Origin of the sequence: Amycolatopsis acididurans, from assembly GCF_012328925.1 — a bacterium.
In the GTDB taxonomy this organism is placed as follows: domain Bacteria; phylum Actinomycetota; class Actinomycetes; order Mycobacteriales; family Pseudonocardiaceae; genus Amycolatopsis_E; species Amycolatopsis_E acididurans.
This window is the reverse complement of the sequence record NZ_JAAXLS010000043.1, coordinates 16,041-40,925: the sequence shown is the minus strand read 5'-3', so window position 1 is coordinate 40,925 and position 24,885 is coordinate 16,041. Positions and strand designations below refer to the sequence as shown.

At 71.2% G+C, this 24,885-nt stretch carries 26 protein-coding genes; 13 read left to right on the top strand and 13 right to left on the bottom strand.

Going from position 1 to position 24,885, the window contains the following annotated elements; genetic code table 11:
• Positions 1–24 precede the first annotated feature (24 nt).
• Entirely contained in the window at positions 25–453 is a 429-nt protein-coding gene (locus tag HFP15_RS33860; protein WP_168521132.1) for a hypothetical protein, read from the top strand.
• Between the two features lie 24 nt (positions 454–477).
• Positions 478–1,467: a 2,3,4,5-tetrahydropyridine-2,6-dicarboxylate N-succinyltransferase gene (gene dapD, locus HFP15_RS33855; protein WP_168521130.1), complete on the top strand. Its 990-nt coding sequence runs from the start codon at positions 478–480 to the stop codon at positions 1,465–1,467.
• On the opposite strand, the gene HFP15_RS33850 is transcribed toward dapD, so the two are convergent.
• A complete protein-coding gene (locus HFP15_RS33850) occupies positions 1,464–2,204 on the bottom strand; it encodes an SDR family oxidoreductase (protein WP_168521128.1) in 741 nt (246 codons plus the stop codon). The genes dapD and HFP15_RS33850 overlap by 4 nt on opposite strands.
• A 97-nt stretch (positions 2,205–2,301) precedes the next feature.
• On the opposite strand from HFP15_RS33850, the gene HFP15_RS33845 reads away from it, so the two are divergent.
• The gene (locus tag HFP15_RS33845) at positions 2,302–2,850 is read left to right on the top strand and encodes a TetR/AcrR family transcriptional regulator (protein ID WP_168521126.1); all 549 of its coding nucleotides are present in this window, start codon (positions 2,302–2,304) and stop codon (positions 2,848–2,850) included.
• A 3-nt stretch (positions 2,851–2,853) separates the two neighbouring features.
• Here the strand turns inward: HFP15_RS33845 and HFP15_RS33840 are convergent, their stop codons facing one another.
• The gene (locus tag HFP15_RS33840; protein ID WP_168521124.1) at positions 2,854–4,218 is read right to left on the bottom strand and encodes an FAD-dependent monooxygenase; all 1,365 of its coding nucleotides are present in this window, start codon (positions 4,216–4,218) and stop codon (positions 2,854–2,856) included.
• A 70-nt stretch (positions 4,219–4,288) separates the two neighbouring features.
• On the opposite strand from HFP15_RS33840, the gene HFP15_RS33835 reads away from it, so the two are divergent.
• Entirely contained in the window at positions 4,289–4,864 is a 576-nt protein-coding gene (locus HFP15_RS33835; RefSeq protein ID WP_446680261.1) for a TetR/AcrR family transcriptional regulator, read from the top strand.
• On the opposite strand, the gene dapC is transcribed toward HFP15_RS33835, so the two are convergent.
• Both dapC and fdxA read right to left on the bottom strand, forming a co-directional pair.
• Positions 4,858–5,952 (bottom strand): succinyldiaminopimelate transaminase, encoded by a 1,095-nt coding sequence (gene dapC, locus HFP15_RS33830; protein ID WP_168521120.1) that lies wholly within the window; start codon positions 5,950–5,952, stop codon positions 4,858–4,860. The two genes, HFP15_RS33835 and dapC, sit on opposite strands and share 7 nt — an antisense overlap.
• Positions 5,949–6,269, bottom strand: a complete 321-nt coding sequence (gene fdxA / locus HFP15_RS33825; protein WP_168521118.1) for a ferredoxin — start codon at positions 6,267–6,269, stop codon at positions 5,949–5,951. The genes dapC and fdxA overlap by 4 nt, the downstream gene beginning before the upstream one ends.
• Positions 6,270–6,387: 118 nt before the next feature.
• Between fdxA and HFP15_RS33820 the strand changes: the two genes are divergently transcribed.
• From HFP15_RS33820 to HFP15_RS33800, 5 genes are read left to right on the top strand one after another with little or no spacing between them, the layout of a single operon-like run.
• Entirely contained in the window at positions 6,388–7,119 is a 732-nt protein-coding gene (locus HFP15_RS33820) for a GNAT family N-acetyltransferase (protein WP_168521116.1), read from the top strand.
• The gene (cofD, locus tag HFP15_RS33815; protein ID WP_168521114.1) at positions 7,116–8,111 is read left to right on the top strand and encodes a 2-phospho-L-lactate transferase; all 996 of its coding nucleotides are present in this window, start codon (positions 7,116–7,118) and stop codon (positions 8,109–8,111) included. Before HFP15_RS33820 ends, cofD begins: the two co-directional genes overlap by 4 nt.
• Positions 8,047–9,444 carry a coenzyme F420-0:L-glutamate ligase gene (locus HFP15_RS33810; RefSeq protein ID WP_168521112.1) on the top strand — a complete coding sequence of 466 codons (1,398 nt, stop codon included), beginning with the start codon at positions 8,047–8,049 and terminating at the stop codon, positions 9,442–9,444. Before cofD ends, HFP15_RS33810 begins: the two co-directional genes overlap by 65 nt.
• A 47-nt stretch (positions 9,445–9,491) precedes the next feature.
• A complete protein-coding gene (locus tag HFP15_RS33805; protein WP_168521177.1) occupies positions 9,492–9,968 on the top strand; it encodes an NUDIX hydrolase in 477 nt (158 codons plus the stop codon).
• On the top strand, positions 9,965–10,327 hold the full coding sequence (locus HFP15_RS33800) for a GntR family transcriptional regulator (protein WP_168521110.1): 363 nt from the start codon (positions 9,965–9,967) through the stop codon (positions 10,325–10,327). The genes HFP15_RS33805 and HFP15_RS33800 overlap by 4 nt, the downstream gene beginning before the upstream one ends.
• A gap of 7 nt (positions 10,328–10,334) precedes the next feature.
• Here the strand turns inward: HFP15_RS33800 and HFP15_RS33795 are convergent, their stop codons facing one another.
• The gene (locus tag HFP15_RS33795; protein WP_168521108.1) at positions 10,335–11,231 is read right to left on the bottom strand and encodes a DNA-3-methyladenine glycosylase family protein; all 897 of its coding nucleotides are present in this window, start codon (positions 11,229–11,231) and stop codon (positions 10,335–10,337) included.
• Positions 11,232–12,299 carry a mannose-1-phosphate guanylyltransferase gene (manB, locus tag HFP15_RS33790; protein ID WP_168521106.1) on the bottom strand — a complete coding sequence of 356 codons (1,068 nt, stop codon included), beginning with the start codon at positions 12,297–12,299 and terminating at the stop codon, positions 11,232–11,234.
• A gap of 141 nt (positions 12,300–12,440) precedes the next feature.
• On the opposite strand from manB, the gene HFP15_RS33785 reads away from it, so the two are divergent.
• On the top strand, positions 12,441–12,809 hold the full coding sequence (locus HFP15_RS33785) for a hypothetical protein (protein WP_168521104.1): 369 nt from the start codon (positions 12,441–12,443) through the stop codon (positions 12,807–12,809).
• Here the strand turns inward: HFP15_RS33785 and HFP15_RS33780 are convergent, their stop codons facing one another.
• The 3 genes from HFP15_RS33780 to HFP15_RS33770 all read right to left on the bottom strand — a co-directional run bounded on the left by HFP15_RS33780 (position 12,810) and on the right by HFP15_RS33770 (position 16,088).
• On the bottom strand, positions 12,810–13,679 hold the full coding sequence (locus HFP15_RS33780) for a glycosyltransferase family 2 protein (RefSeq protein WP_168521102.1): 870 nt from the start codon (positions 13,677–13,679) through the stop codon (positions 12,810–12,812).
• A gap of 162 nt (positions 13,680–13,841) precedes the next feature.
• Positions 13,842–14,990, bottom strand: coding sequence for a glycosyltransferase family 4 protein (locus HFP15_RS33775; RefSeq protein ID WP_168521100.1), 1,149 nt, complete (start codon positions 14,988–14,990; stop codon positions 13,842–13,844).
• Positions 14,991–15,032: 42 nt separating this feature from the next.
• Complete coding sequence (locus HFP15_RS33770) at positions 15,033–16,088, bottom strand: glycosyltransferase family 4 protein (protein ID WP_168521098.1); 1,056 nt, start codon at positions 16,086–16,088, stop codon at positions 15,033–15,035.
• On the opposite strand from HFP15_RS33770, the gene HFP15_RS33765 reads away from it, so the two are divergent.
• Genes HFP15_RS33765 through HFP15_RS33755 form a run of 3 tightly spaced genes read left to right on the top strand, consistent with a single transcriptional unit; the run spans position 16,069 to position 20,619 of the window.
• On the top strand, positions 16,069–17,016 hold the full coding sequence (locus tag HFP15_RS33765; protein WP_168521096.1) for a glycosyltransferase family 2 protein: 948 nt from the start codon (positions 16,069–16,071) through the stop codon (positions 17,014–17,016). The genes HFP15_RS33770 and HFP15_RS33765 overlap by 20 nt on opposite strands.
• A 32-nt stretch (positions 17,017–17,048) precedes the next feature.
• Complete coding sequence (locus HFP15_RS33760) at positions 17,049–19,544, top strand: glycosyltransferase (RefSeq protein WP_168521094.1); 2,496 nt, start codon at positions 17,049–17,051, stop codon at positions 19,542–19,544.
• Positions 19,537–20,619 (top strand): glycosyltransferase family 4 protein, encoded by a 1,083-nt coding sequence (locus tag HFP15_RS33755; protein WP_312871882.1) that lies wholly within the window; start codon positions 19,537–19,539, stop codon positions 20,617–20,619. Before HFP15_RS33760 ends, HFP15_RS33755 begins: the two co-directional genes overlap by 8 nt.
• Here the strand turns inward: HFP15_RS33755 and HFP15_RS33750 are convergent.
• The 4 genes from HFP15_RS33750 to HFP15_RS33735 all read right to left on the bottom strand — a co-directional run bounded on the left by HFP15_RS33750 (position 20,616) and on the right by HFP15_RS33735 (position 24,852).
• On the bottom strand, positions 20,616–21,590 hold the full coding sequence (locus tag HFP15_RS33750) for a substrate-binding domain-containing protein (protein ID WP_312871881.1): 975 nt from the start codon (positions 21,588–21,590) through the stop codon (positions 20,616–20,618). The genes HFP15_RS33755 and HFP15_RS33750 overlap by 4 nt on opposite strands.
• Before the next feature lie 80 nt (positions 21,591–21,670).
• Complete coding sequence (locus HFP15_RS33745) at positions 21,671–22,642, bottom strand: zinc-binding dehydrogenase (protein ID WP_312871880.1); 972 nt, start codon at positions 22,640–22,642, stop codon at positions 21,671–21,673.
• Positions 22,643–22,696: 54 nt separating this feature from the next.
• Positions 22,697–23,647: a ferredoxin family protein gene (locus HFP15_RS33740; RefSeq protein WP_168521090.1), complete on the bottom strand. Its 951-nt coding sequence runs from the start codon at positions 23,645–23,647 to the stop codon at positions 22,697–22,699.
• 17 nt (positions 23,648–23,664) lie between these two features.
• On the bottom strand, positions 23,665–24,852 hold the full coding sequence (locus HFP15_RS33735; RefSeq protein ID WP_168521088.1) for a cupin domain-containing protein: 1,188 nt from the start codon (positions 24,850–24,852) through the stop codon (positions 23,665–23,667).
• Between the last annotated feature and the right edge of the window lie 33 nt (positions 24,853–24,885).

Sequence of the window (24,885 nt, the reverse complement as noted above, 5' to 3'; positions counted from 1 at the left end):
GAGCGTACGGTGACACTCGTGCGCATGCGGAAGACGCTTGGAGTCCTGGCCCTCGCGCTCGTGCTGGCGGGCTGTGGCAACGAGGCAGGCCCGACCCCGCAGGGCGGCGGCCCGCAGCAGGCGGACACTCCGGAGGCGCTCGCGACGAAACTGCGGGTGTACACCACCGACCAGTGCTTCCTCACGCCGGACACCCAGCTGCCCAAGGGCTGCCAGAAGTACGTGACCGAACTGGCGAGCACGGTCGGCATGGTGCGCGCGCAGGCCGGTTCGAAGCACCCCAACCTGATCCCGCTCGCAGATGCGCTGGACAAGCACGTCGGCGAGTACCGGGACGCGCACTGCGATTCCGTCGCCACGCCCGGTAACCCCTGCTCGCAGACGCTGACCGAGATCGCGAACACGCTGCGCGACATCAAGCAGATCGTGGACACCCAGCTCGCCACCGGCTGATCCGGGCTCGGTTACGGTAGTTGCGTGAGTGAAGCGACCCCGAACCCAGAGACCACCGGCGCGTACGGCGTCGGGCTGGCCACTGTGACCGACGACGGCACCGTGCTGGACACCTGGTTCCCGCACCCGAAGCTGGCCGATGCGGGCACCGCAGGCACCGAGCGGCTGTCCAGGGAACAGGCCGTCGAGGCGCTGGGCGAGGCCGCGGCCGGGCTGCTCGGCCCCGACACCGACCGGGGAGTCGAGGTCGTCGCCGTGCGCACCACGATCGGCCGTCTCGCCGAGGCACCGGCCGACGCGCACGACGTGTACCTGCGCCTGCACCTGCTCTCGCACCGGCTCGTGCAGCCGCACGGGCAGAGCCTGGACGGGATCTTCGGCCTGCTGTCCAACGTCGTCTGGACCAGCCACGGGCCCTGCCCGGTCGAGGGCTTCGAGGCGACCCGGCTGCGGCTGCGGCTGCGGGCGCGCGGGCACGTCACCGTCTACAGCGTCGACAAGTTCCCGCGCATGGTCGACTACGTGACGCCGACCGGGGTGCGCATCGGCGACGCCGACCGGGTACGCCTCGGGGCGCACCTGGCCAGTGGCACCACCGTGATGCACGAGGGGTTCGTCAACTTCAACGCCGGCACGCTCGGCGCCTCGATGGTCGAGGGCCGTATCTCCGCGGGTGTCGTGGTCGGTGACGGCACCGACGTCGGCGGCGGCGCGTCGATCATGGGCACCCTCTCCGGCGGCGGCAAGGAAGTCATCTCGCTCGGCGAACGCTGCTTGATCGGCGCGAACGGCGGCGTCGGCATCTCGCTGGGCGACGATTCCGTCGTGGAGGCGGGGCTGTATGTCACCGCGGGCACGAAGGTGATCGTCGAGGGCCGCTCGCTGAAGGCCCGCGAGCTGTCGGGCATCTCGAACGCGCTGTTCCGCCGCAACTCCGCGACGGGCTCGGTCGAGGTCGTGGCCCGCGAGGGCGCCACGGTCGAGCTCAACGCCGCCCTGCACGCCAACGACTAGCCCTGCCGGGCCGGCCGGATGGTGATCTCGCCGATCTCGACGTCCTCCGGCTGCTCGATGGCGAAGGCGATGGCGCGCGCCACGGCGCCGGGATCGATGCCCAGCGCCGCCATCGTCTGCTGCGCCTGCTCGCGCTGCCCGGGATCGCCGATGTAGTCGACGAGTTCGGTGCGGACGTATCCCGGCGAGATCGAGGTCGTGCGCAGCACGCCGTCGGTGGACTCCTGGCGCAGCGCCTCGAGCAGTGTGCGGACGGCGTTCTTGGTGCCCGCGTAGACCGCCTGCGTCGGCACGATCTTCAGCCCGGACGTCGAGACGGTGGTCACGAAGTGCCCGTGGCCCTGCTCGCGGAACACCGGCAGGGCCGCGGCGATGCCGTGCAGCACACCGCGCAGGTTGACGTCGATCATCGCGTCCCAGTCGTCGACGTCGAGGGCGGCCATCGGCGCCGTGCGGGCGACTCCGGCGTTGCCCACCAGCACATCGAGGCGCCCGAACCGGTCCACGGCCAGCGCCACCAGCCGTTCGAGATCCGACCGCCTGGTCACGTCGACCTCCAGCATCTCCGCGCGGCCGCCGCCGGCCTGGATGCTCGCCACGAGCGAGCCGAGCCGATCGGTGCGCCGGGCGCCCAGCACGACGGCGGCGCCGCGGCCCGCCAGCTCCCGCGCGGTCGCCGCGCCGATACCGCTGCTGGCTCCGGTGATGGCGACGACCTTGCTGTCCAATCCGCTCATCGGAATGTCTCCTGCCCTAAGCTGACAACTGTCCGGTTACCGGTTCCGACAGTACCGGACAGTTGTCCGCTTAGTCCGGCGGGGAAGGAGTCGTGCCATGCCGCGGTCGGACGCGATCGCCAACCGTGACCGCATCGTCGAGATCGCGCGGGCCGAGCTGAGCAAGTCCAACGGCGCCGTCGCGGAGCTGAAACTGCACGCGATCGCCAAGGCGGCCGGCGTCGGACAGGGGACGCTGTACCGGCACTTCCCGACGCGCGAGCACCTGCTGGCCGAGGTCTACCGGCACGAGCTGACCCAGCTCGTCGACGCCGTCGCGCCACTACTGGCGGACCACACCCCGATTCGGGCGCTGACCGGATGGCTGGCGCGGCTGGTCGAGTACGCGCGGGTCAAACGCGGTGTCATGGCGGCGATCGAGGCGTCGGTGTGGCACGACCTCTACTCCGACCACCATCACCGGCTGGACGAAGCGCTCGAGACGTTGCTCGACAAGGGAAAAGCCGCCGGCCAGGTGCGCGAGGACGTCGACGCCGCCGACGTGATCCTGTTGCTGGGCGCGTTGTCGCGGATCCCGGAATCCGAGTGGGACAAGCGCGTGCACACGATCGTCGCGGTCATTGTGGACGGTCTGCACCCCCGCTGAGCCCTACGCCACATAGCCGTCCGGACGGATCGCGAACTCGTCACCGTCGGACGCGCCGTACGCGGTGAACGCGTGTCCGGCGGCGTCGGTCACGTACGGCCCGGGCGCGGACCGGCCAGGGCGGAGCACCGCGTACGCGTGCGGTTCGGCCGGTGCGGGTTCGCCGAACACGAGCCGCGTGGCGTGCGGCCCGCGGAACAGGTCGAACAGCCGCATTTCCTTGCCACTCTCGTCGATCACCGGCGCGTCCGGTGCACGGTCGCCCGGCACCAGGAAGCCGTCCGTGGTCCGGTAGGTGATGTTCAGCTGATGGAATTCCTCGCCGCGCTTGAACGCGTCCTGGTCGCCGTCGGTGTACTTGCGCAGCAGGCCGGTGCTCAGCCCCAGCACCGCCGCCGCGACGCCGCGCCGCTCGGTCTCGTAGCTGTCGAGCAGTTCGGGTGACCCGTCGGCGAGCTTCCAGCCCAGGTTGTAGGCGTCCTGCACACCGGTGTTGAGCCCCTGCCCGCCGGTCGGCGGGTGCACGTGCGCGGCGTCGCCCGCCAGGAAGACCCGCCCGTCGCGGAACCGCTTCGCGAGCCGCACGTTCGGCCGCCAGATCGTGCTCCACGCCAGGCGGGTCAGCCGGACGTCGGCGCCCACCGCGGCCAGCGCGTCACGCAGCGAGTCCAGCGAGGGCTCGGCGTCGCTTCGGGGCAGGGCGAACTGGAACAGATCCGTGCCCGGCAGCGGGCTCAGCACGACGCCGGTCATCGGGTCGGTCTCCTTGGCGAACCGGTACGCGTGGCCCGCATCGAGTTCGGCCGCGACGTCGCCGAGACACATCCGGATCGACTCGTCGGTCGTGCCCTCGAACTCGATGCCGAGGGTCTTGCGCACGAAACTCGCACCGCCGTCCGCGCCCACCAGGTAGTCGGCGCGCACGACCTCGCCGGTCGCGAGCGTCGCCGTCACCCCGTCGGCGTCCTGCGTGAAGCCGGTCAGCCCGCTGGCCGGTTCCACCCGGACCCCGAACTCCGCGAGCCGGTCCCGCAGGATCCCCTCGGTCTGCGACTGGCCCAGCATGTGCGGGTTCGGATACGGCACGTCCGGGCTCGCCTCGCGCGGCTCGCTGATCCGCCGCTCCATGGCGAACTTCCCGTCGAGGTAGACGTGCACGGGCGCGGGCGGCGCCCCGGCGGCCAGTACGGCATCGAGCACGCCGAGGTCGTCGAACACCTCCAGCGTGCGCGGCTGCAGCCCGTCCCCTCGCGAACCGGCGAAGTACTCGGTCGCTTTGTCGACCACGCGCACGTCGACACCTCGCCGCGCGAGATCGATGCCCAGTGTCAGCCCGGTCGGTCCGGCTCCCCCTATCAGCACCCTCATTGCTGAATCTCCATTCACTGAATTCTGATTCATGTTGCCTGTTGCTAGCGTTCCCCGTCAAGGAGGTGCCGTGAATCGCAAGGAGAAGGCGGCCGAGACCGAGGCCGCGTTGAAGGACGCGGCCAAGCGGTTGTTCGCGACCCGCGGCTACCTGAGCACGAAGATCACCGACATCACCAAGGAGGCCGGCCGCGCGGCGGGCTCCTTCTACAACCACTTCGACGGCAAGGAAGAACTGCTACGGGCCCTGCTCGCCGACATCGACACCGCCGGCGACGAACGGGCGGCGAGCGAGGAACACAATCCGGACTTCTCGGATCCGGCGGCCGTGCGCTTCCACGTGCGCGCGTACTGGAAGGTCTACCGCGAGCACGAGGCGACGATGCGAGCACTGCGGCAGGCGGCGCTGGTCAACGAGGACTTCGCGCGGGCGCTCGACGCGTACTCGGCGCGGCAGGCGGCCGAGATCGTGAACCACCTCGACCACGTGGCGACACTGCCCGCCCGGCCCGAGATCAGCATGGCCATGATGTGGACGCTGATCGACGGATACGCCCAGGCGCGCCACGACGACCTCTCCGACGAAGAGATCATCGAGGCGCTGACCAGGTTCGTCTACCGCGGCCTCAACGGCAGCGACTACTGAAGCCGCTCCGCGGCGGCCTCGACCCGTTCGTCGGTCGCGGTGAGCGCGACGCGGACGTGCTGCCCGCCCTTCGGGCCGTAGAACGTGCCCGGCGCGACGAGGATGCCGCGCTCGGCGAGCCAGGCGAGGGTCTGCCAGGCGTCCTCACCCCTGCTCGCCCACAGATACAACCCGGCTTCCGAGTAGTCGATCCGGAAACCGTTGTGGTGCAAGGCTTTCTGCAGGACCGTGCGGCGCCGTTCGTAGCGCTCCCGCTGCACGGCGAGTGCCTCGTCGTCGGCCAGCGCGGCGGTCATCGCCTCCTGCACCGGGCGCGGCACGATCATCCCGGCGTGCTTGCGCACCGCGAGCAGTTCCGCGACGAGCCGAGGGTCGCCGGTCACGAAACCGGCGCGGTAGCTGGCCAGGTTCGCCGACTTGGACAGCGAGTGCACCGCCAGCAGGCCCTGCGTGCTGCCGCCGCACACGGACGGATGCAGGATCGACAGTGGCTCGGCCTCCCAGCCGAGCGCCAGGTAGCACTCGTCGGAGACCACGATCACGTCGCGCGCACGCGCCCATTCGACGACCTTGCGCAGGTGGTCGACGCCGAGTACACGGCCGGTCGGGTTCGACGGGGAGTTCAGCCAGATCATCGCGGGCCGCTGCGGGCCGAGCGCGAAGAGGCTGTCGGCGCGCAGCACGGAGGCACCGGCCAGCAGCGCGCCGACCTCGTAGGTCGGGTACGCGAGCTCCGGGATCACCACCGTGTCGCCGGGACCGAGGCCGAGCAGCCTCGGCAGCCAGGCCACCATCTCCTTGGACCCGATGGTGGGCAGCACGGCGTCGGGCTCGATGCCCTCGATGCCGTGCCTGCGGCGCAGCGCCTCGACGGCCGCGGCACGCAGCTCGGGCGTGCCGTGCGTCGCGGGGTACCCGGGAATGTCCGAAACCGAGGCCAAAGCCGCACGGATCGGTTCGGGCACCGGATCGACGGGCGTGCCGACCGACAGGTCGACCGCACCGCCGGGGTGCGCGTGCGCGGTGGCTTTGACCTCGGCGAGGGAGTCCCAGGGAAAATCCGGGAGCGCGGTGCTACCGGACCTCATTCGCCCTGCGGGGGCAGGTCCTTGATCCACTGCGGGTCGTCGCTGGTCTTGCCGACCTTGGACGCACCGCCGGGGGACCCGAGCTTGTCGAAGAAGTCCACGTTGGCCTTGGTGTAGGCGGACCAATCGTCGGGGACGTCATCCTCGTAGTAGATAGCTTCCACCGGGCACACCGGCTCGCAGGCACCACAGTCCACGCACTCGTCGGGGTGGATGTAGAGCATCCGGTCGCCCTCGTAGATGCAGTCGACTGGGCACTCGTCGATGCACGCCTTGTCGAGCACGTCGACGCAGGGCTCGGCGATCACGTAGGTCACTGCGTTCTCCTGCTGTGTTAATGAGATCCAGCTACGACTTCGGACATTACGCGGCCTTACGAGTCCAATCCTAGGTAAGGGCACCCTTATACCGGTCTCCTCGGGGAGGATGGCCTTCGTGGACGCTTCCGAAACCCTGGAACTTCGCTGCGCGGACGCCTGGCGGGCGGTGACCGAGGACAAGATCGGCGACTGGCGACTGCGGGCGGCCGGGGGTTTCACCGGGCGCGCGAACAGCGCGCTGGCGGTCGGCGATCCCGGCATGCCGGTCCCCCAGGCACTGGACCGCGTCCGCGAATTCGCCCGTGACCAGGGCATTCCCCCGGTCGTGCACACCATCGTGGACAGCGCGGCCGAACGCGCGGTGGCCGCGGCGGGCTGGGTGCCCGACACCGGTCACGCCGCCGGGCACCTGGTGTCGGTACTCCTCGGCCCGCTCGGTGACGGGCCCTGCGACGGTGCGGAGGTTCTGTCCCGCCCCACGTCCGCATGGTGGGAACTGACCGCGGGCACCACCGAGCCGGGGCCCGCGCGGCGGCACGTGCTTACCACCGGGGAGATCGGCTATGGAGTGGCACAAATCACCGGCGGCGCGGTGCGGGCGGCGATGACCGGCGACCTGCTCCACATCTCGCGGCTCGCCGTCCGGCCCGGGCACCGCAGGCGCGGGCTCGCGAAGGCGTTGATGGCGGCCTGCGGACCATGGGCCGCCGCCCGTGGCGCGACCCGGTGCGTGCTGCAGGTCGCGGTGGACAACGCGCCGGCGCTGGCCCTGTACGAGGCACTCGGCTTCGGTGAGCACCATCGGTATCGGTACTGGGTTCCGGCGTGCGAGGATCGCTCCCTGTGAAGGTTGTCGTAGTTGTCGGCGGGGTGGGCGGCGCCCGCTTCCTGCTCGGCGTGAAGGCCGCTCTCGGGCTCCCCCCGATCGGCGAGGGCTCCTCTCCGCACGAGATCACCGCGGTGGTCAACACCGGCGACGACGTGTGGATGCACGGCCTGCGGATCGCCCCGGACCTGGACACGTGCATGTACACCCTCGGCGGCGGGATCGACACCGAACGCGGCTGGGGGCACAAGGGCGAGACGTGGGTGGTCAAGGAGGAACTGGCCGCCTACGACGCCGAGCCCAGCTGGTTCGGCCTCGGCGACAAGGACATCGCGACCCACCTCATCCGCAGCCAGATGCTGCGCGCCGGGTATCCGCTCTCGGCGGTGACCGAGGCGCTGTGCGCGCGGTGGAAGCCGGGCGTGAAGCTGCTGCCGATGACCGACGACCGCGTCGAGACCCACGTCGTGGTGGACGATCCGGACAACCCGGAACAGCGCAAGGCGCTGCATTTCCAGGAGTGGTGGGTGCGTTACCGCGCCTCGCTGCCCGCGCATTCGATCGTCCCGGTCGGTGCCGAGGAGGCCACACCCGCGCCGGGTGTGCTGGACGCGATCGCCGAGGCCGACGCGGTGTTGTTCGCACCGTCCAATCCGGTCGTGTCGGTGGGCACCGTGCTGTCCGTGCCCGGTGTCCGCGAGGCGCTGCGCAAGACGGCGGCCGGCGTCGTCGGCGTCTCCCCGATCATCGGCGGCAAGCCGGTACGCGGCATGGCCGACGAGTGCCTGACCGCGATCGGCGTGGAGACCTCCGCCGAAGCCGTCGGCGTGCACTACGGGTCGCGGCAGACCTCCGACACGGGCCTGCTGGACGGGTGGCTGGTCGCGCCCGGCGAGACGGTGCACGTGCCTGGCGTCGCGGTGCGCGCGGTGCCGCTGCTGATGTCCGATGTGGACGCGACCGCGGCGATGGCGCGCGCCGCGCTGGAACTGTCCGGAGTGGAGCTTGACTGAGTCCGAACACTGGGCCGAGAAGCTGGAGATCCTGCCGGTCGAGGGCCTGCCGGAGTTCCGCCCCGGCGACGACCTGACCGGCGCGATCGCCGCGGCGGCGCGCTGGCTGCGCTCCGGCGACGTCGTCGTGGTGACCAGCAAGGTCGTGTCGAAGATCGAGGGCAGGCTGATGCGCGTGCCCACCGATCCCGAGGAACGCGACGCGGCGCGGCGCAAACTGGTCGAGCAAGAGGCCGTGCGCGTGCTCGCCCGGTTCAACCGGACGCTGATCACGCAGAACCGGATCGGCATCGTGCAGGCGGCCTCGGGGGTCGACGGGTCGAACGTGGAAGGCAACGAGATCGCGTTGCTGCCCACCGATCCGGACGCGTCCGCGCTCGCGCTGCGCAACGGGCTGCGGGAACGGCTCGGGGTCGAGGTCGCCGTGGTCATCACCGACACGATGGGCCGCGCGTGGCGGGTCGGTCAGACCGACGCGGCGATCGGGTCCTCCGGGCTGAAGGTGCTGCACTCCTACGAGGGCGCGGTCGACAAGCAGGGCAACGAACTGCTCGTCACCGAGATCGCGGTCGCGGACGAGATCGCCGCCGCGGCGGACCTTGTCAAGGGCAAGCTGCGCGCCACCCCGGTCGCCGTCGTCCGCGGGATGTCCCTTGTGGACGACGGCTCGACGGCGCGGAACCTGGTGCGCCCGGTCGAGGAGGACCTGTTCCGCCTCGGCGCCAACGAGGCGATCGCGCAGGGTCGCCGGGAGGCGGTGCCGGCACGGCGTTCGGTGCGCTCGTTCAGCGACGAGCCGGTGGACCCGGCGGCGCTGCGCCGCGCCGTGGGGTCCGCGCTGACCGCGCCCGCGCCGCATCACACGCATCCGGTGCGGTTCGTCTGGCTGCGCGATCACGGCCTGCGCACGAAACTGCTGGAGGCGATGCGTGAGGCATGGCGCGCGGACCTGCGGGGCGACGAGTTCACCGGCGAGCAGATCGCGAAACGCGTCAGCCGTGGCGACATCCTGTTCACCGCGCCCGAGGTGGTGCTGCCGTTCCTGGTGCCCGACGGCGCGCACACCTATCCCGACGAGCGCCGCAACGACTGTGAGCGCACGATGTTCACGGTGGCCGGTGGCGCGGCGGTGCAGGGCCTGCTGGTCGCGCTCGCCGCCGAAGAACTCGGGTCGTGCTGGATCGGTTCGACGATCTTCGCGGCCGATCCGGTGCGCGAGGTGCTGGGGCTGGACGCTTCGTGGCAGCCGCTGGGCGCCGTGGCGATCGGGCATCCGGCCGTCGCGCCGGGTCCGCGTGGCGAACCGTTCGGGGAAGGACTGGTGGAACTGTGAGCCTGCGTCTGGACGCTCTGTCCGTTTTGGACAAATGGCGGCCCGCCATGGCCTCGCAGGAGTCGCTGCGGCAGGCGTTTCTCGGTTTCCTGGCCGCGCGGGAGGACTCGTGTGCGCGGTCGTGCGAGGCCGGGCATCTCACCGCGTCGGCCGTCGTGCTGGACGCGGACGCTTCGCATGTGCTGCTGACGCTGCACCCGCGCGTCGGCCGGTGGCTGCAGCTGGGCGGGCACTGCGAACCGTCGGACGAATCGCTGGCCGAGGCCGCCCTGCGGGAGGCGACGGAGGAATCCGGGATCGAGGGCCTGTGGATCGAGCCGGAGCCGGTGCACCTGGACGTGCACCCCATCACGTGCTCGCTGGGTGTGCCGACGCGCCATTTCGACGTGCGGTTCACGGTGCGGGCGCCGCGCGGCGCGCAGCCGGTGCGCAGCGACGAGTCGGATGATCTGCGGTGGTGGCCGGTCAACGCGATGCCGCCGGGTTCGGAGGAGTTGACCGAGCTGGTGGCGGCGGCGCTGTGATCGTGCGCGTGGATGCCGGTTCGTCCGTGCCGCCGTTCGAGCAGGTGCGGTCGTCGCTGGCGCGGCAGATCAACGACGGCACGCTCGCGGTGGGCACGAAGCTGCCGACGGTGCGCCAGCTCGCGGCGGACGTGGGTATCGCCCCGAACACGATCGCCCGCGCCTACCGGGAGCTGGAGGAAGCGGGTTTGATCGAAACCCGTGGCCGGGCGGGCAGTTTCGTCGGCTCCTCCGGCGACGAAAGCCTCAACCGCGCCCGGGACGCCGCGGTGACCTACGCCGAAACCTGCCGTGCCCTCGGCCTCTCCCCCACCGAGTCCCTCCGCATCGCGAAGGCAGCCCTCGACCGCAAGCCGTGAGGCGTGCTCACATCGCCCGGTAGTCCCGCACGGGATACCGGGGGCCGAAACGAGGCCGTGAGAAGCCCGCTGCCTCCAGGTACCGCACCGCGCGCTGGCGCTGCGGCGCGTACGGCGCCAGCACCTGCGCCAGGCCCTCGTCGTCCAGCGGCTCCCCGAGCAGGGCGTAGCCGACGACCGTCGGGATGTGGAAGTCGCCGAAGCTGACCGCGTCCGCGTCGCCCCACGCGCGTTGCGCCACTTCGGCCGCGGTCCACACGCCGATACCGGGCACCTTCCGCAGCCAGGCCCGGCCTTCCGCGCCACCGAGTTCGGCCGCGCGTTCCAGCCGGTGCGCCACCTGCGCGGCGAAGACCAGCGTGCGGCGCCGTGTGTGGTCCACTCCGGCCCGATGCCACTTCCAGTCCACGATGGACATGATCGCCCGGGGTGTCGGCGGCACGCGCATTCCGGACGGCGCCGGCCCGGGCGCGGTCTCGCCGTACCACCGGCACAGTTCGCGCCACGACCGCCGCGCCTCGATACCGGTCACCTTCTGTTCCAGCACCGCCGGGATCAGCGCGTCCCACACGCGCCCGCTCGCGCCGAACCGCAGCCCCGGCATCTGCCTGCGCGCGTCGGCCACCTGATCGTGGTGCGCGACGAACCCGGTGTCGTCGTCGTTCGCGCCGAGCAGCGCGGGCACACCGTCGAGCATCCGCTCCGCACCCGGGCCCCATGCCTGCGCCTCGATGTCACCGTCGCCGAACCGCCGCAGCGCGATCGTGCCCGGCCCGTCCGCGGTGTTGCCGCCGAGCCAGAACACACCCGTGTCCTGGACCCGGAAGCACGGATCACCCTTGCCCCGGCGAAGCGGCGCGAGCACGCCGCCGAGGTCCAAAGTGAACGGTGGGCGGTACAACATCTAAGCGTCGCTGGAGAAACGAATCGAACCGTCGGGCAGGCTCACCTTCGGCCAGACCCGGGCACCTGCCAGCAACTCGCAGCCGGCACCGACGATCGCGCCGTCGCCGACCACGACGTCACGCACGATCGCGCCCTTGCCGAGACGGGCACCGGCGCCGAGCACCGAGTTCTCCACGACCGCGTCCTCGGCGACGACGACCCCGTCGAACAGCACCGACCCGGCGATCCGCGCGCCCGCCGCGATCTCCGAACCCGCGCCGATCGTCGCGCCGCCGGTCACCTCGGCGCCCGGCATCACCTGCGCGCCGTCGAGCACGAGAGCGTCCCCGACCTGCCCGGGCAGCGCCGAGGTCGGTGCGAGGCCACGCACCAGATCCGCCGAACCGCGCACGAACGCCTCCGGCGTGCCGACGTCGAGCCAGTACGAGGCGTCGACGAAACCGTGCACGTGCGCGCCGTCGGCGAGCAGGCCGGGGAAGGTCTCGCGCTCGACCGACACGCGGCGGCCGGCCGGAATGCCTTCCACGACCGAGCGCTTGAACACGTAGCAGCCCGCGTTGATCTGGTCCGTCGGCGGGTTCGGCGTCTTCTCCAGGAACGCGGTGACCCGGCCGGTCTCGTCCGTGGGCACGGAACCGAAGCGGCTCGGGTCCTCGACACGTTGCAGGTGAAGCGTCACATCGGCACCGGTGTCGCGATGGGTGCCGATGAGGGCGCCGAGGTCCGCGCCGGAAAGGATGTCGCCGTTGAAGATCACCGCGTCGTCCGCGCGCAACCTGTCGTACACGTTGCGGATGGCGCCGCCGGTGTCCAGCGGCTCGTCCTCGACGACGTACTCCATTTCCAGGCCGAGGTCGGCGCCGTCGCCGAAGTACTGCTCGAAAACCTCGGCGCGGTAGGAGGTGCCGAGCACGACGTGCGTGATGCCGGCCGCCTTGATCCGCGAGAGCAGATGCGTCAGAAACGGCACGCCCGCGGTGGGAAGCATGGGTTTCGGGGCGGAGAGAGTCAGTGGGCGCAGGCGGGTTCCCTTGCCGCCAACGAGCACTACCGCGTCGACTGTCACAGCGTCCCTCCGTTATCACGTACCACCCGGGCGACAAGCCGCGGGAAACACTGACGGCGACGGCCCGGAGGCCCTACCCTAGACAGCACATGGGTGGCCCCGGTCGGAGAGGGCCTCAGGTCGAGTCGGGAGGCCAAGGGGATGGACCCCCGCGATCGAGCGGACGCGCTGCTGGCGCGGGCACGGGCGCGCGGCGCCTTCGTGGTCACGCCTGAGGACGCCGTCTCGCCCATGGACGCGTCGAACACCCAGCAGATCCCCCGTGACGTGGTCAACCGGATCGACCGCGGTGAGGACGGCGAGACCACGGCCGTCGTGCCCTCGTCGGTGATCGATTCGGTGGAGCAGAGCATCGCCACCGAACCGAAGCCGGGCACCCGGGTGGGTATGCGCCCGGTCGCGCCGCCGCCTCCGGCCGAGACCGAAGAGGTCGAGGTCGGGGGGCTCATTCCCACTCGTACGCAGTCCACCGGTCGTTCCGACCTTTCCCGGCGCCTCGAAGGCCTGTAGTCACCGGCCGCGCGTCTCGATCCGGAGCCGCACGGCGAGTCCCAGTCTGACCGCGGCGAGCACCGGTTTCCAGGCCACGCCGCGATGGCGGTCGGCGAGGTAGCGGTATGCGCTTTCATGGTGCGCGGCCAGCATTTTCTTCGGCGCGCGGGAAGTCGCCTTGCCGCCGATGTGCGTCACCGCCGCCGAGGGGGCGTACACGTTCTGCCAGCCGGCGCGCCCGAGACGGTCGCCGAGGTCGACGTCCTCGAAGTACATGAAGTAGCGCGGGTCGAAGCCGTCCACCGAGTCGAAGGCCTCGCGGCGGAACATCTGGCAGGAGCCGGACAGCCAGCCCGAGACACGCTCGACCGGTTCGCGTTCCTGGCGGTAGGCGCGGGTCCACGGATTGGCGGGCCACACCTTGCCGAAGACGGCGTGCCCCATCCCACGTCCGAGTGAGGGAAGCAACCGGGCCGAGGGATAGACCGTGCCGTCGGGTTCCTTGATGAGCGGGCCGAAGGCGCCGCCGCGCGGCCAGCGCTTGGCGACGTCGAGCAGCGTGTCGAGCGAGCCGGGTTCCCATTCGAGGTCCGGGTTGGCGACGACGACCCAGCCGTAGGAGTCGCCGAGCTCGGCGACGCCGCGGTTGGCGCCGGCGCCGTAGCCGAGGTTCTCACCGATGCGCAGGAGATGGACGTTCTCGCGCTCTGCGGCCTTGTCGAGGGCGTCGTCGGTGGAGTCGTTGTCGGCCACCACGACGCGGACGTCGCGGGAGGTCGCCTTCTCCAGCGAGTCGAGGAACCGCTCGAGGTCGTCGCCGGGGAAGTAGGTCACCACCACCACGGCGAGCGCGTCACCATAACGTGTCGGCTCGGTCACCCGGCTCATTGTGCCGAACCCCCGGGCGGTGGCTCGGGGCAGCCCCGTCGCAGCGGAGCCCCGGAACGCGCAAAGCCCGCGACACGACCGTCCGGACGCGTCACGGGCTCACTTCTCAGCCCTAAGGGGTGTCGCGAGCCCGGCGATACCGTACTCGTCCTATGCGCCCACTCACCTGCGCCCGTGGGCCAGCCACGCCTTCCCGTACGCCTCGCGGTGGCGCTCGGCGCTGGTGGCCCACGAGAACTCCTTCGCCCGGCGTTGAGCCGCTCCGGCCAGGGCCGCGCGGCGGGACGGGTCGTCGAGCAGTTCCGACAGCGCCACCGCGACATCACCGGCCCCGACGCCGCAGTACGCCACCGCATCCCCGCCGACCTCGGGCAACGACAGCCGCCGCGTGGTCAGCACGCACGCACCGCACGCCATGGCCTCCAGCACCGGCAGCCCGAAACCCTCCCCCAGGCTCGGATACGCCACGAGCTCCGACCCACCGAGGAACCCCGCGAGCGTGCCGAACGGCAGGTACCCCGCGCGGATCACCCGCAGCCGGCGCGGCGCGGCGTCGAGGGCCTTCTCCACCTGCGTGTCCCAGCCCGGCTGCCCGGCCAGCACCAGCGCCGGCGGCGACGACCGGTGCTCGACCGCCTTCGCGAAACCACGGATCAGCGCGGGCACGTTCTTGCGCGGCTCCAGCGCACCCAGAAACGCCACGTACGGCATCCGCCCCAGCCCGATCGCGGCCCGCGCGGCCCGCACCTCCTCCGGCGAGGGCGGGTGGAACCGCTCGACGTCGACCCCGTGCTCGATGATCTCCATCGCCCTCGGACGGACCTTGGTCACGCGCGCCAGCTCGTTCGCGGTCGCCTTGCTCGGCACCACGCACAGCGTCGCGCGGCGCATCGCGGTCATCGTCCAGCCGCGAAAGAACCGGGCCTTCACCGACGAGTGCAGAACGGCGTCGGTGAAGAAGGTCGCGTCGTGCAGCGTCACGACCGACGCGACGGAAATCCCCAGCGGCATCGTGTAATGCGGCGAGTGCACGACGTTCACGGCCAGCCGCCGCGCGAGTGCGGGCAGCGTGGTCTGCTCCCACATCAGCCTGGCCGTCCTGGTCACCGTGGACGCCCCGGCCGGAACGATCCGCGAGCGCGGCGCCAGCTCGTGGTAGAGCCGCGCGTCCCTCGGCTGGCACACCACGGTGATCGGCGCGCCGTCGTGGTCGAGTGCCTGCACGAGCGAATCGACATATCGACCGACCCCACCCCGGTCCGCGGGCACGGCGGTGGCATCGATCAGGACGCTCGGTTCGCCTCTTCCCACCCGTGCAGACTACGACCGAACCGCGTCCGTTTGGTCAGGAACTCACAATTCCGCCTGCATGTGAATCCCCCAAACGGCCTCAGCCGCGTTGCGCCAGGAGAACTCCGCAGCCCTCGCCCGCCCGGCGCCGGCCAGCGCCGCCGCCCGCTCCGGCGAGCCCAGGACCTCGCGCAACGCCCTGACCAGTGCCTTCACCTCACGCCTCGGCACGCACAGCCCGGCGCCCCCGGCGACCTCGACGAGCGCGGGCGCGTCGGAGTGCACGACGGGCACCCCGGCGGCCATCGCTTCGAGAACGGGCAGGCCAAAGCCCTCGGCGAGGCTCGGCGTGGCGAGCACGGCGGCCCGGCGCAACACCGCACCAAGATCCTCGTCCGGCAGCCGCCCCAGCACGCGCACGTCCACCCGGCCGCCCGCGAGCGCCACGGGGTCCAGGCCACCCCAGCCCGGTTGCCCGGCCACCACAAGTGGCACGTCCAGCTCGGCCATCGCCTCGATGAGAGTGTCGATTCCCTTGCGCGGTTCGATCGTGCCGACCGCGAGTACGTAACGTTCCGGCAGGTCCAGGTCCGTTTTGCCGGACCCGAGCGCAGCCGTCACGCCGTGCCCGGCGACCCGCACCGGCACCTCGGTGCGCACGTGCCGCGCCAGATCATCGGCGACGGCCTGGGTCGGCACGAGCAGTCCTGCCGCACGCCGTGCGGCCCGCCCGATCATCGACCGGTGCCACGTGACACCGCGCGGGGTGAGCGTCTCGGGATGGGTCCACGGCACGGTGTCGTGCACGGTCACCGACACCCGCCCGCGCGGCGGCGCGAGCGGAGTGGGCGCGTGCACCGCATCTCCCCCCGGCCAGTACGGCACGCCCAGCTGCCACGCCCCGACCAGCGCGCGGGGCGGCAGCGGCAGCACGCGCGGCCCGGCGACACCCTCGATCCGCGCGCCCGACACGTCGGCGCGCCGCGCGACGACACTGGAGACCTCCCAGCCTGCGGGTGCGGTCGCGGCCAGCGCACGCAGCAGTTCGGCGGTGTAGCGGCCGGTTCCGCCGGGAACCGGCGCGAGCAGTTGCTCGGCGATGACCACGAGTTCCGGCACGAGCCGTATTCTGCTCGGCGTGCCCGAGGTGAGTTCCACGGTGGTCGTCGTGACGTGGCGAGGCGCCGCGCACATCACCGCGTGCCTCGACGCCCTCGCCGCCCAAATCCGTCCACATCGGACGATGGTGGTGGACAACGCGTCCATCGACGGCACCGCCGCGCTGCTGGCCGCACATCCGTCGAAACCCGTGGTACTGCGGTTGTCCCGCAACCTCGGCTACGCGGGAGCGATGGCGGCCGCGCTGTCGCGAGTGGACACGCCGTTCATGGCGTGGCTCAACGACGACGCCGCACCCGAACCCGGCTGGCTCGGCGCGCTGGAGGACGCCATCGGCGACGCCGCCGCCGCGGGCGCGCGCCTCGACTACCCGGACGGGCTGCCGCAGTCGGTCGGGGTGCGGCTCACCGAGGACGGCTACGGCGCGGACGCGTCGACCGTTCCCGCGTTCGGGTTCTGCGGTGGCGCGGCGCTGCTGCGCACCGACGTGCTGCGCTCGATCGGCGGCGTTCCCGCGCACTTCTTCTGCTACTACGAGGACACCGACACGGCGTGGCGCCTGCGCCTCGCCGGACACGACGTGGTGACCGCGCCCGAGGCACGGGTGACGCATCGTCACGGCGCGAGCACCCGGCCGGGGTCTCCGCTGTTCCATCTGTGGAACGAGCGCAACCGGCTGCTGACATTGCTGCGCTGCGCGCCCGCGCCGGTCGCCGCGCGCGAACTGGCCCGGTTCGCCGCGATTACCGCCGTCTTACCGTTCCGGAGCCGCGTGCCGGCCACCGCCAACTTCCGGGTACCGTTACGTCTGCGCGTGCTCGGCGAGGTCGCCGTCCGGCTTCCCGCGACGCTGCGTGACCGCCGTGACATCACCCGGCGCTCGACGGTCGGGCGAGGCCAGATCTGGAAGAACTGGACATCCGGTTAGGCTCGGCGCACTGGTGAGCATGGAGGTCGGCGTTGGCTCAGGGGGACGCACAACTACCGCTCGTCTCGGTGATCGTGGTGAACTATCGCGGCGCTGACGACACGATCGCCTGCCTGCGTGCGCTCTCCACCGAGCTGGAATACCCGCGACTCGAGATCATCTGCGTCGACAACGCCTCCGGCGGGGACGACGTCGCGCGCATCAAGGAGACCGGTGCGCAGGTCATCTCCTCGGCGGAGAACCTGGGCTTCGCGGGCGGCTGCAACCTCGGCGCGAAGCACGCGAAGGGCACCGTGCTCGCGTTCCTCAACAACGACGCCCGTCCCCACCGGGACTGGGCGCGCGCGGCCGTCGAGACGCTGACCGCCGACCCGACCGTGGCCGCCGTCGCGAGCAAGGTGCTCGACTGGGACGGCACCGGCGTCGACTTCGTGGACGCGGGCCTGACCTGGTTCGGCATGGGCTACAAGCGGCACGCCGGCAGCGCACTCGCCGACGTACCTCCGACGGAACACGAGACCGGTAAGGACGTCCTGTTCGCCACCGGCTCCGCGATGTTCGTGCGCGCGGCCGTGTTCGCCGAACTCGGCGGGTTCGACGAGCGGTTCTTCATGTTCTACGAGGACGTCGATTTCGGCTGGCGGCTGAACCTGCGTGGCTGGCGCGTCCGCTTCGTGCCAGAGTCGCTCGCCTATCACCGGCACCACGCCACGATGTCCGAAGTGGACGCTCCGGACACCGGCCGCGAGACGTTCCTGCTGGAGCGCAACGCCCTGGCCGCGCTGTACAAGAACGTCTCCGACGAAACGCTCGCGAAGGCGCTGCCCGCGGCGCTCGCACTGTGCGTCCGGCGCGCGACCGCCCGTGGCGAACTGGACGCGACCCAGCTCGATCTGGCCAAGGGTGTCGGGCCGGTCGACACGTCACCGGTCCCGGTGCCGCGCACGACGCTGGCCGGCATGCTCGCGGTGGACCAGTTCGTGGAGCTGCTGCCCTCGCTCACCGAGTCCCGCAAGGCCGAGCAGGCGGCGCGCGTACGCACCGACGCCGACCTGATTCCCCTGCTGCGCAAGGCTTTGGAGCCCGCCTATCCGCTGCCGCGCTATCTCGCCGCGCACGACATCCTGGTCGAGGCGTTCGGCATCGAAAGCCTGTTCGGGCAGCGGCGCAAGGTCCTGGTGATCACCGGCGACGCGATCACCGACCGGATGGCCGGCCCCGCGATCCGGGCCTGGAACATCGCCACCGTGCTCTCGGCCGAGCACGACGTGCGGCTGGTGACCGTGAACCCGCTGGCCGACCCCCCGCCCGCGCCGTTCCCGGTGAGCGCGGCCCGCAAGCGCGATCTCGCCGAGCCGGTCGGCTGGGCCGACATCGTCATTCTGCAGGGGCACGTGCTGGAAATGGCGCCCGCGCTCAAGGAGTCGAACAAGATCGTGGTGTGTGATCTGTACGACCCGATGCACCTCGAACTGCTGGAGCAGGGCAAGAGCGCGCCGGACGACCGCCGTGCCGCGGACCTGGCCGGTGTGACGAAGGTGCTCGACGCGCAACTGGAGCGCGGCGACTTCTTCCTGTGCGCTTCCGAGCGGCAGCGGCATTTCTGGCTCGGGCACCTCGCCGCGATGGGCAGGCTGACGCCCCGGCTCTACGACGCCGACCCGACCACGCAGTCGCTGCTGTCGGTGGTCCCGTTCGGACTGTCCGCCGAACCTCCCGCGCGCACCGGTCCCGGGCTGCGCTCGGCCCTCGGCCTCGACCAGGGCGATCACGTCGTGCTGTGGGCCGGTGGCGTGTACAGCTGGTTCGACCCGCTCACGCTGGTGCGTGCGATGGACGAGCTGCGGCAACGGCACGCGGACGCGCGGCTGGTGTTCCTCGGGATGAAACACCCGAACCCCGAGGTCGCCGAGATGGACATCGGCTCCCGCACGATCCAGCTGGCCGACCGGCTCGGGCTGACCGGCAAGCACGTGTTCTTCAACGAGCAGTGGGTGCCCTACGGCGAACGGCAGAACTGGCTGCTGGACGCCGACTGCGGGGTCACCACGCATTTCGAGCACGTGGAGACCACGTTCGCCTTCCGCACCAGGGTGCTGGACTACCTGTGGGCGGGGCTGCCGATCGTCACCACGGACGGGGACGCGTTCGCCGACCTGGTGCGGGCCGAGAACCTCGGCGTCGTCGTGCCCGCGACCGACGAGAAAGCGCTTGCCGACGCGCTGGAGCGCGCGCTGTACGACAGCGAGTTCGTGGCCGACTGCAAGCGGAACATCGAGGCGGTCGCGCAGCGGTTCGCGTGGCCCGAGGTGCTCACGCCGCTGGTCGAGTTCTGCCGCGATCCGCGTCCCGCCGCCGACCGGCTGCCCGGTTCGGCGGATCTGGTGGTCTCGGATCCCCTGCGCGGCAAGGAACTCATCCGCCGGGACCTGGAACTGGTCCGGGAGTACCTCACCGACGGCGGGCCGAAGGAGCTGGCGCGGCGGGTCGCCGGACGGGTGCGAAAGGTTGCGCGTCGACGTGGCTGATCGTGCTCTTCGCGTGCTGCTGGACGGCACCCCGTTGCTCGGCAACCGGACCGGCGTCGGCCGCTACACGGCGTCGCTCGGAGAGGAGCTGGCGTCGCGGTCCGATGTGGACATGCGGGCGGTCGCGTTCACCTTGCGCGGCTGGCGGCGGCTACGGCACGTGCTGCCGCACGGCGCGCGCGCACGGGGCATGCCGGTCGCGGCCCGGCTGCTGCGCAAGAGCTGGCTGCACTCGACGTTCCCGCCGGTGGAGCTGTTCGCCGGTCGGGCGGACGTCGTGCACGGGACGAATTTCGTGCTGCCGGGCACGTTTCGCGCCGCCGGGGTGCTGACGATCCACGACCTCGCGTTTCTGGACGCTCCGGAGGAGCTGGCGCCCAGCGACCACGAGCTTCCGCGACTGGTGCGGCTCGGTGCGGCGCGGGCGAAAGCGATCTGCACGCCGACCGCGGCCGTGGCCGATGCGGTCGCGGCGCGGCTCGGCGTCGACCGCGACAAGATCGTGGTCACCCCGCTCGGTGTCGACGCCGCGTGGTTCACCGGCCGGCGGCCGAACAAGGACCTGCGCGACCGGCTGCGGCTGCCGAAGGAGTACCTGCTCTTCGTCGGCGCGGCCGGACCGCGCAAGGGCCTGGACTGGCTGTTGAAGGCGCACGCGGCGGCGCCGGAGCTGCCGCCGCTGGTGTTCACCGGCCCTGGCTCGTTCCCGGTCGGCGAACGGGCAAGGCACGTCGGCTATCTGTCCGAAGTGGACCTGCGGAACGTGATGGCGGGCGCTTCGGCGCTCGTGCTGCCCTCCCGGGACGAGGGTTTCGGGCTGCCGGTGCTGGAGGCGATGGCCTGCGACGTCCCGGTGGTGTGCACGGACGTGCCCGCGCTGCGCGAGATTTCCGGCGGCTACGCGCACCTGGTGCCCCACGGCGACGTGGACGCACTGGTGCACGCGCTGGGTGAGGCCATGGCCGAACCGCGCGCGGCCTCGCGGTCGGCGCAGCGCCGGGCGCACGCGGCCGGCTACACGTGGCGTCGCTGTGCGGACGCCACGGTTTCCGCGTACCGCAAGGCATTGGGCTAGGTGTCCAGCAGCTCCGGCGCGAAGATCTCCTCGATTCGCCACCGGCGGCTGCTCAGGCCCTGCTCGTGGTGGTAGCGCAGATAGGTGTCGAGCGTCGCGCGGTTCGCGGAGATGCCGTAGGGCCACCAGTCCTGCGTGAACTGCTCGGCGTTGCGCTCGACCAGTGCGTTCATCCAGGGCACCATCGTCGTGACCTGATACAGCCGCCGGTACCGGCGGTAGCGGTCGGCGGCCACCTCCTTCGCGTGGGAGAACAACTCGTACGCCTCGCGGATGAGCTCGGGCGCCAGATCGCGCCGGACGACGATCGCGTGCATGATCGGGAAGATCCCGGTGCGCCGGTGATAGTCGCGCTCCAGCGGTTCGAAGTCCGGGAACAACCGCGCCACGTTCGGCGATCCGTCGAGCACGCACTGCGGGACGTTCGCGGAGAACAGCGCGTCGATCTCGCCGGAGTCGAGCATCGCGCTCAGCGTCGCATCCTCCCGTGCGATGCTGACCTCGACGTCCGAGGGCACCGGCCGCGGCACGAAATCGAACGGCGGGGCTGGACGGTCGAGACCGCCGATCACCCAGCGGTTGAGGTCGGGCCGGAAGCCGTACTCGTCCGAAAGAATGCCCTTGGCCCACACTCCCGAGTCCTGGCCGTAGATACCGAACTCGCCGATGGTTTTGCCCACCAGATCGGCCGGCGTCCGGATTCCGCCGGCCACGTTGACGAACACGCACGAATGCCGGAACACCCGGTTAGGGAAGATCGGCAGGGCGACGAACGGGGAATCTTCTTCCAGCAGGCGCAGATAGAACGTCAGCCCGAGTTCGCCGATGTCGAACTCGCGACCACGGATCATCCGTTCGAAGATCTCCGGCAGCGTGGCGGCGGTGTCGGTCTTGGCCGGCTCACCGTCGAGACTCGGGGGCTCCTCGAACAGGAAATCCGTTGTGTCGTAACGAAAACATCCGATTCTCATGCCTTCCATGGTTCCCCGGCACGCACGCAGGTGTCCAACACCCGTCGAGTGAACTCGATACTTCGCCGGTATCGAGATTCTCAGACGATGAGCAGCGACTTTCCGAGCACGGCACGATTCGCGAGCGCCGCGTGCGCGTCACGGGCCCGGCCCAACGGGTACGTCGCACCGATGTGCGGGCGGATCCGGCGTTCGGCGGTCAGCGCGAGCGCCTTCTCGAGCAGGTCCCGCACGACGTCGTTGGCGGGTGGCCCGGATTCCAGCGCGTTGATCACGCACACCCGCCGTCGCGCGGCGGCCTGCGGATCGATGTCGGCGAACCCGCCGTTCGACGTGCCGTAGGTGACGAAGCGGCCGCCGTCGGCCACCGCTTCGAACGCCGCGACGCCGAGTGCGCCGCCCGCACCGTCGAAGGCCAGGTCGACACCGCCCACCGCGTCGCGAACCCAGTCCTGCCAACCGTCCTGGGAGTAGTCGATGGCGAGGTCCGCGCCCAGTTGACGGGCCAGCGCGAGCTTGCGCCTGCCCCTGGCCGCGGCGACGACCTGTGCCCCCGCGTTGTGCGCCAGCTGCACCACCAGCGAACCGGCCCCGCCGGTCGCCGCCGTCACGAGCACCCGTTCGCTCGCCCGGACCGGCGCCCTGCCGGTCAGCATCAGCGCGGTGACGCCGTCGTGCAGCACGGCCGCCGCCTCCCGAGCGCCGAGCCCGTCCGGGACTTCCACGATGTCCTCGACCGAGGCGACGATCCGTTCCGCGTAACCACTGGACGTCCTGGCCACGACGCGCCGGCCGACCCAGCCCGGATCCACGCCGCCGCCCACGGACAGCACCTCGCCCGCGCCACCACCGCCGGGCACGTAGGGCGGCTCGCGGGGGAAGATCTCCTGCCCCCAGCCTTGGCGCAACAGCGTGTCGAGATAGATGACGTCCGCCGCCTCGAGACCCACCACGACCTGCCCCGGCCCGGCGACCGGATCGGGAATCTCCTCGCACACCAGCACTTCCGGCCCGCCGAACTCGTGCACCCGGATCGCCCGCACCACAACCACTTCCCTACTCGAACGGCTCCACAAACGACCGTAGAACCTCGAGTAAGGTCGAAGTCAACCGACGGCTTCGGCGGTCAGCGTGCGAATGTCGCCGACCGAATACGCGGCCAGCGCGATGTGGCCGGTGCAGCGGTTGTCGTCCGAGGCGACGCCCGTGCGATGCCGCACGATCACCTCGTACGCCTGTCCCCCGGCGGCCACGACGACGGCGCGCGAGTCGTCGCGGTCCGGCCGCACCTCGACCGCGACCACGTCGTCCACCCCGGTCAGCCCGGTGCGCTGCCGGATCGCGATCTCGGCCGACTGCTCCCAGCCGGACACCGCGGAGGTACGTCCCCGCAGGTGATCGGGGCACACCTGGCCCAGTACGGCACGCTTCGCGACCAGCGTCGCCTCGGCGGGGCCGAGCTGACCGTGCAGATAGCCGTCCGGCACCACCAGCAGGTTCCCGGCCCACCGGTCGCCGCCGACGTGACTGACCTCCCACACCCGCCCGGGCTGCTCCTCGGCCAGCGCGTTGGCCACCGGACGGCCGAGCACCGCGCAGCACATGTCCTTCGCGCCGTGGGTGCACACCAGCAACAGCGGACCATCGACCGGCTGCCCGTGCCCGCGCTCGCCGCGCGCGACCGCCTCCAGATCGAGGTCGGCCACCTGCGAACGGTCGGTCAGTTCGATGCGCTCCAGCCAGTGCTCACCGGGACGCCCGTATCCGACGAACACCGTCACCGGGCCGCCCTCGGTGCGGGTGTGCCTGCCCGGCCTGCGGACCAGCAGCGGCCGCATCCCGGCCTCACGCAACGCGCTGATCCGGTCGTGCGGGATCACCTCGCCGAGCGTGGTCTCCAGCGCGGTCGCCGACCATGCGCCCGGCTGCTCCACGAGCAGCCAGGACGTCATGAACGTGGCGCTGCCTGCGGGGTTTCCGCCCAGCAGGCGCGCGACGGTCGCGCATCCGCTCGACGCGAGGGGACATCCCTCGCGACCACCGCTCAGGTTAGGCATACCTAAGGGTACCCCGTTCAGCGCGGCGCTAACACTCCCTGTTCGCTCAACTCGCCCAATAGCGCGACGACGGTCGCTCGGTCCAGCGAGGGCACCGCCGCGACCAGCTCACTGACCGGGTGGGACACGCCGTCGGCGAGCACTTCGAGCACCGGCGCCGCCGCCTCGGCGAAGACCAGCCGCTTGCCGTCGGCGGCCAGCGACACCGTCCCGGCCCCGCGCGTCAGTACGGCACGCGGTGTGAGCAGTCGCACCACCGCGTCGTCGCCGTCCGGCAGCAAATCCGAGGTGGCCGACCACGGCAGGCCGGGCCGCGGATGCGCCGGAGCCTGCGCGTCCCGGTCGGCGAGGAACCGGTCGACGACCTCGTCGTCGGCGAGTTCGAGGATCCGGGCCCGCAGGGCGGCCGCGTGCGCGCGGCGCTGCCCGGCAGTGGCGAACCGGGGCAGGTCGGTGCGGAAGATCTCGTCGGAGCGCAGCTGATCGGCCAGCCAGGACACCATGTCGACGCCAGTGGCGCGGTTGAAGCCGATCGTCACGTGCAGCGACTCCTCGCCGATGGCCGACACGTCGTGCCACTGGCCGCGCGGCAGGTAGAGCACGTCGCCGTCGCACAGCAGGAAGTCCTCGACGGGCTCGCCTTCGGGCTTCGGCGGCAGCTCCACGTCGCGCTGCAGCGGGGCAGGCCGCGTGACGCCGTGCATCCGCCAGCGCTTGCGCCCGGACAGCTGCACGATCAACGCGTCGTGATCGTCCCAGTGCACATCGAAGCCGTGCGTCTTGCCCCAGCCCGCGTAGAGATTGACCTGGATCCGCTCGCGCAGCTCGTGCTCCAGCCGTACGGCCAGCTCGGCCACCGGGTCGAACATCTCCTGCACCGAGTCCAGCACCAGGGTGGCGCCCGCGCGCAGCTTCTCGGCGAACTGGCCGGAGCGCAGGCGCGGCACCAGGCCGGTGCGGCGGGTGGGGACCATCTCGGTGTACTCGTGCGCCGGGATCGGCTCGCCGTCCCGCGCCAGCCGCAGGCGCGGGAACTCGAGACGATGCTGGCGCAGCACCCGGTCCAGCTCGGCCCAGGGCACCAGGTCGGCGAATCTGCCTTCCTTACCGGGAAAACGCCGGTAGGAGCCGCCGACCACATCGGAAAGGAACTGGCTGACCTCGACGGGTGCGACGAGGTCAGCCAGCGTAGGGCTCTGCGGCACGCCCGTCAGTCGTTACCGTCGTTGTCCGCGACG

Bases quoted from the DNA above. Each gene is read 5' to 3' on its own strand.
- HFP15_RS33850 (WP_168521128.1), bottom strand. From the start codon at position 2,204: ATGAGCGGATTGGACAGCAAGGTCGTCGCCATCACCGGAGCCAGCAGC.
- HFP15_RS33840 (WP_168521124.1), bottom strand. From the start codon at position 4,218: ATGAGGGTGCTGATAGGGGGAGCCGGACCGACCGGGCTGACACTGGGC.
- HFP15_RS33810 (WP_168521112.1), top strand. From the start codon at position 8,047: ATGTGGACGCGACCGCGGCGATGGCGCGCGCCGCGCTGGAACTGTCCG.
- HFP15_RS33805 (WP_168521177.1), top strand. From the start codon at position 9,492: ATGGCCTCGCAGGAGTCGCTGCGGCAGGCGTTTCTCGGTTTCCTGGCC.
- HFP15_RS33785 (WP_168521104.1), top strand. From the start codon at position 12,441: ATGGACCCCCGCGATCGAGCGGACGCGCTGCTGGCGCGGGCACGGGCG.
- HFP15_RS33845 (WP_168521126.1), top strand. From the start codon at position 2,302: ATGCCGCGGTCGGACGCGATCGCCAACCGTGACCGCATCGTCGAGATC.
- HFP15_RS33765 (WP_168521096.1), top strand. From the start codon at position 16,069: ATGACCACGAGTTCCGGCACGAGCCGTATTCTGCTCGGCGTGCCCGAG.
- dapC (WP_168521120.1), bottom strand. From the start codon at position 5,952: ATGAGGTCCGGTAGCACCGCGCTCCCGGATTTTCCCTGGGACTCCCTC.
- HFP15_RS33860 (WP_168521132.1), top strand. From the start codon at position 25: ATGCGGAAGACGCTTGGAGTCCTGGCCCTCGCGCTCGTGCTGGCGGGC.
- HFP15_RS33780 (WP_168521102.1), bottom strand. From the start codon at position 13,679: ATGAGCCGGGTGACCGAGCCGACACGTTATGGTGACGCGCTCGCCGTG.
- HFP15_RS33740 (WP_168521090.1), bottom strand. From the start codon at position 23,647: ATGCCTAACCTGAGCGGTGGTCGCGAGGGATGTCCCCTCGCGTCGAGC.
- HFP15_RS33750 (WP_312871881.1), bottom strand. From the start codon at position 21,590: ATGAGAATCGGATGTTTTCGTTACGACACAACGGATTTCCTGTTCGAG.
- HFP15_RS33795 (WP_168521108.1), bottom strand. From the start codon at position 11,231: ATGTTGTACCGCCCACCGTTCACTTTGGACCTCGGCGGCGTGCTCGCG.